This is a genomic window from Hymenobacter coccineus, from assembly GCF_001816125.1.
Classification (GTDB): Bacteria; Bacteroidota; Bacteroidia; order Cytophagales; family Hymenobacteraceae; genus Hymenobacter; species Hymenobacter coccineus.
In genome coordinates this window covers 1-5,282 of sequence record NZ_MDZA01000162.1, presented here as the reverse complement: position 1 = coordinate 5,282, position 5,282 = coordinate 1, and the positions used below count along the sequence as shown (strand labels likewise).

General features: G+C 55.9%; 3 protein-coding genes. All 3 read right to left on the bottom strand.

Annotation, left to right across the window (positions count from 1 at the left end; all coding sequences use genetic code 11):
* Nucleotides 1–507: 507 nt before the first annotated feature.
* Nucleotides 508–2,808 carry a T9SS type B sorting domain-containing protein gene (locus tag BEN49_RS10920; protein ID WP_125916740.1) on the bottom strand — a complete coding sequence of 767 codons (2,301 nt, stop codon included), beginning with the start codon at nucleotides 2,806–2,808 and terminating at the stop codon, nucleotides 508–510.
* Nucleotides 2,809–2,946: 138 nt separating this feature from the next.
* On the bottom strand, nucleotides 2,947–3,612 hold the full coding sequence (locus BEN49_RS10915) for a porin family protein (protein ID WP_158022842.1): 666 nt from the start codon (nucleotides 3,610–3,612) through the stop codon (nucleotides 2,947–2,949).
* A 62-nt stretch (nucleotides 3,613–3,674) separates the two neighbouring features.
* Nucleotides 3,675–4,949 carry an RICIN domain-containing protein gene (locus BEN49_RS10910; RefSeq protein ID WP_070743206.1) on the bottom strand — a complete coding sequence of 425 codons (1,275 nt, stop codon included), beginning with the start codon at nucleotides 4,947–4,949 and terminating at the stop codon, nucleotides 3,675–3,677.
* Between the last annotated feature and the right edge of the window lie 333 nt (nucleotides 4,950–5,282).

Sequence of the window (5,282 nt, the reverse complement as noted above, 5' to 3'; positions counted from 1 at the left end):
CCTTTATCAAAAAGGGCAGCCCAAAAACCTACTTAAAAAGGGCGATTCCAAGCAATCAAGCGGGTATGCCAAGCTTTTCAGAAAGGATTTCATTTTTGATAAACCTCGAATTCACTGTTAGCAATAATCACTTAATCAATCGGTTAACTGCTTAGCGTGTAAAACTGCCCTTTTGGAAGAAGAACCCCAAAAACAGCAGGTAGGGAAGCAGTAATTTCTTAAACGGCCGCGCACTAGCGTGGCCTTCCGGGCTGAGGCCCCGCACCCAGCCAGCGGCAGGCAGCGTCATCTGTACGCGCCTGGGTGGTTTGGGGGGAGGTGGCCCGTGGGGAAAAGAACACAGGGTTCGGTTATGCCCACATTTACCCGACCACTTCAGCCACCATATCGCCTACTACAGCGCCGAGCGGCGGCATTCTTCGCCCGGCTATCTGGCCCCTAACTACTTCGAAATCCACCTGCAAACCACGTCCCAATTATGTCCGGCTTGGCTAGACCACCTCAAATTCAGCGTATTACTTCCACCCAGCCCTTGTACTGGCGGCCAGTTAAGGGTTGCACCAACAAATAGTAATAGAGACCTTCCGGTTGACCACCAGCATCCCATCCGCCTTGGTACTTTACTTGTTGGTACACTTGCTTTCCCCACCGGTTATAAATCTGTATATTCCAGGTATTTGGTTCCAAGCCTTGCAGAACAAATGTTTCATTGCGCCCGTCGCCGTTGGGCGTAATGACGTTTGGAATGGTAAAAAGACAATCGTCGCCGAACCGAACGACGACCGTTGCCTGGCTGGTGCACCCCGCTGCGGAGGTGACGGTAACTGCATAAGTACCCGGGCCGGTAATTTCGAGCCTGGGGCCCGTGCTGCCGTCCTGCCACCGGTACGCGGTTCCAAACGGTTGCTCCCCGGGGGATAACGTCAGCCGTTGTGTGGCGCAGATTGTTTGGTCGGGACCGAGCGAAACCGTCGGTGCGGACAAAAACGTTAGCGTGAGCGAATCACGTACCGGGCACCGCTGCGGGGCCGTAACCTCTACCCAGTAACGCCCCGAGGTGTGCGCTGTAAATTGAGGCGCAGTCGAGCCATCCTGCCAGCGGTACGTGGTGCCGCCGGGTTGGGACGGTTTCACACCCAACAGGGCTGGGGTACCGCTACACAGCAACGGCCGGTCAACGGCTAGGTGGGCATCGGTCGGGGCCAGCACCGTCACCGATTGGCTGTACACGTGGACGGGTCCGCTGACTTCCCGCACGGTCATGGTGGCGGCGTAGACCCCGGCCCCGGCGTAGCGGTGCAAAACGTTGCGGCCAGTTGCCTTGTTGCCGGTCCCGGCTGTGGGTTCGCCGAAGTCCCAGGTTACGGTAGCGTCTGGAATGGCCGGGTAAAGCGATGCTGCGAAGGAAACGGCCTCGCCCAGGCACACCTCGGACCGTTGCAGGCCGAAGTTGGCCAGTAACTCGCCCGGCACCGGGGGGCGAACCAGCACGTTGGGCAGCCCCTCCAATGGCTTGTGAGAAGGCGTGAAGCCGGGCACGGCATCGAACCGGTACTGGTAATCGGCCGCGTTGGGGTTACCAATGACAAAGAGCCCAGACGGCGAAAAGGGGCCGTAAAATGCGCCGTAAATTTTCTGATCGGGCCCGAGCTGCAAGGCCCACGGCGACGTGAACATAATCCGGGCCACCTCTGTGATTGCGCTCGTTTGCAGATTGTACTGGTAAAGCACCGGGTCACTCCCTGCGTATAGCATATTGCCGTCGGGAGAAAACTCCACGCCGTAGTAGTGCTGGGGCAGGGACGAGGGCGCATCCGGCAGGCGGCGCGGGCCGGAAACTACGCCCGTACCGTAGTTGAAGTCAAACAGTTCCAGGATGCCATCGCCGTACTGTGCCGAAACGAGCCGGCGGCCGGTGGGCGACACCTTCATATAGCCAAGGGCGTTGTAGTCCTGGCGGGGGTTGGGCCCGCCGCGGTGAACGCTCCCCCCGGCCGACACTACCGGGGAGGGGGACAAGCCCGTGGAAGTGAGCAAGTAACTCAAAAACTGGTTGCTGTTCCACCCGTGCACCACCAGCCAGATGTCGCGCTGGTTGGCGTGGCGCACGGCCACCAACTTTTCGGTTAGTCGGCCATCCCCAAGCGGATTGGGCACGGGCACAGCCTTGCGCACCACTTCTCCCAACCCGTTCTGCCGGGCCAGGTCAACCACGGCGTACTGCAAGCCGCGTTTCAAACCGTTTTCGGCCGCATCAACGGTGAAAACATAGTACTCGGTGGAGCTGCCCGGCCGGGGCACCACCGTGACGCCTTGCGTAGCTGAATTGGGGGGCACCTCGCTACGCAGGCTGTCCCCAAAGCCGCCCAGGTCGCGGCCATTGGCCATCAAGCGGTGCAGCCGGTTCCAGGCGTACACCCCGTTTGTGTAAAAGAGCAGGTTTCCCTGGGCGTCAGAGATCGTTGCGCAGCCTTCCCCGGAAAGTAGGGCCCCATCAGTCAGGGCCACTGCCACGGGACCTGTGAATGCCAGGCCCGCCTGCCGGCCAAAATACCAAGTGTTGAATTCTCCTTGCGCCAAGGCCTGAAACGCCAGCAATAGCAAACAACTCACCCGTACGACCGTTCTCCCTACTAGAGAAACAAAGCTGTTCATTGAATCAAGAATAAGGCAATTCTGTCCGCAGCAGGGGCATAATAAACCGAACGTCGGCTGTATTGTACCCTTGTCGTAGAATTCTTCTAAGGAAAACCGACTGTTCTGGACCTTGAACTGAAGCCAGGCAGCGTTGCTTCCGACGTATACCAAGTGCAGCAGGTAGCAAGTGCGGATATCGACAGGTCAAGCCAAGTCCTGCGTGAACGAATAATTCGCATTGTTTCGTAAATTGTAAATTGGCCTGTCGCCCCACGGATGCGTACTTACCGAACGGAAACCGTCGGCCGGTCAACGCCTGCCAAACTGGTAAGTTACCGCGGCCTGCGCCGTTTGCCGGTAGAGGTAACCAGTGGCAGCTTCTATGCCCTGGGTAAGGGAACGCAAGCCCTGGTAAACGCGCAGATCGATGCTTAGGCCTCCCGGTAGCTTTGCGCCTACGCCCGCACTAGGGCCGAAATCAAGGCGTTGGTAACGGCCTACCACCGCGCGGTCGACGCGGTAAGAGGAACCCGGAGCCGCGGCCGTTTCACCAATGGTGGCCTCGCCGGTTTCACGTCCCCCCAGTAGGGTGCTGGCTTGCCCCCCTACTTCTACGTACACAGCCTTAAACGTGGCCCGCAGAAATACCGGTACGTTCAGGTACGACAATCGGGTTTGGTAGTACGAGTTGTAGCCACCTTCGAAACCAAGGGTGTTGGTGCGGGTGAGCGTTAGGCGCTCGTGGCTATACTGCACTTCGGGGACGAGGCTCAGCCGCCGGGTCAGTTGCACCTGGTAAAAAGCCCCGACCTGGTAGCCCAACTGGCTGCCAGTTGTGTTGCGAAAATTATTGTTATTACTCGCAACGTACCCTGCCAGGCTACCGCCCACGCGTAACCCGGCCTGGGCGTGCGCGTTGGGGAGCACCAGTAGGTGCAGGCCAACGATAAGTAAGGGTATTGTGGTGTATTTCATGAAAAAAGGGTTGGATATGCCCTGCTGGAGGAGCAATTGGTGCCTAGATGAGCGGACCCTACTCATTCCTTAACAAATTTTTGATGGTATTCGGTCTTGCCGACGGAGACAATAATTGAGTAAGTGCCCGCCGCTAAATCGGCTACGTCTAGTCGGCCCCCGTCTTTGCAGTGGGCGGTAACTGCGCGCCCGCGCGCATCAATTATCCGAACAGCAGTTGGCGTGGCCGTTCCGGGAAGTGCAACAAATAGAACGTCACGGACCGGATTAGGGTACAGGGTAAGCACATCACCAGCCGCCGAGGGTGCTGTCGCGGCAGATGGTCCGCGATTGGCGGTGATGGTGTTAGTTGGTATATGCCATTGCTGCCAGAGTCTGCCAAGATCATCATACACGGTGGCGAGCCTCCCCTCGTCTTGGCTACCGTCTTGGATGCCAAGCACCTTTTGACTAGAATAGCTGTAAATCTTAAATGTCCGGCCATCGGTAGCTTCGGCCACCGTCAGCACGTGCGAGTCGTAGATATCGCGTAGAGTCCATTGCTGGTTAGCGCCCCCGTTGTTGTTCGCGGCGGTCACATAACTGTTATTGCCCGTTCCGTTGACTTGCAACACTTGCCGGGAGTAGCGGTCGATGATGCTCAACTGGCCAGCGTACAGGTAGGGAGAGGGGAGATAGGGCGAAAATATCCATTGCTGGTTCGCAGTGCCCATGCCGTCGACTTGCCTGACTTGGTCATTGTCGGAGTTGTGTCCCAAAACTTTGTTGTTGTTTCTCGTTTGAAGCGTGAACACTCCCGAAGCCGGGTTCTCACTTACGTCCACTATGTCCCACTTTTCGCCGTCCTCAACTGCGGCCGCCCGACTATGGCTCAGTAGACCACTTGGCAAATTCACCAATTTTCCGTACACGTCAGCGTGGTTGGTGAGAATGAAACTGGAACTATTGGCAACGGGAATAATGGCCCATTCTTGTCGAATAGACCCCGTGAAAACTTGTTGGTTGGCCGGGACAGTGAGGTATTCCCCTCCGTAGCTAGCGTTACTATAATACCTTAGGGCCAATACCAGGTTACTGTTCCGGTTAGTAATCTTGTAACGCGAGTTGGTGGAGGGGGCAATCAGCCATTGTTGATTGGCTCTTCCAGTGTAGACTGCTAGGCTCGCGTCGTAGTCCTCAATGTATAGTCCTGGCCCGCTCATTTCCAATACCTGACCGTTTGCGTGGTTGACAAATTTGTAGACGTGCCCGGGAAGAGCATTAAATTGCGCGAGGCCACTGAATGGCAAAAGCAAAACGCATGAAAGCGAGACCAGGAATAAGTAGATGTTTTTCATAGGGAAAGAAAAGTGTGGAATGCAACTCTTTTGTAAATGTAAAGCTATGCGGTTTTATAAAATTATTTTAAGAAATAGATTAGATGAGTATGTTTATATTATAGCTATTTAGGAAGTAGCTAGTCAGGCTTAGAGCAGAAAGGACTTCCATATCTCGTCCGGCTATGGCTATGCAGGTGAAGAGGATGATTTGGTCTGCGCTTTACAGGCCGGGTTGGCAATCCGAATTAGACTTTACAGGGGTTTTTGTTCCAAAAGGGCGGTTTTACACGCTAAGCCCTTTATCAAAAAGGGCAGCCCAAAAACCTACTTAAAAAGGGCGATTCCAAGCAA

Coding starts and splice junctions, on each gene's coding strand:
- BEN49_RS10910 (WP_070743206.1), bottom strand. CDS start 4,949: ATGAAAAACATCTACTTATTCCTGGTCTCGCTTTCATGCGTTTTGCTT.
- BEN49_RS10915 (WP_158022842.1), bottom strand. CDS start 3,612: ATGAAATACACCACAATACCCTTACTTATCGTTGGCCTGCACCTACTG.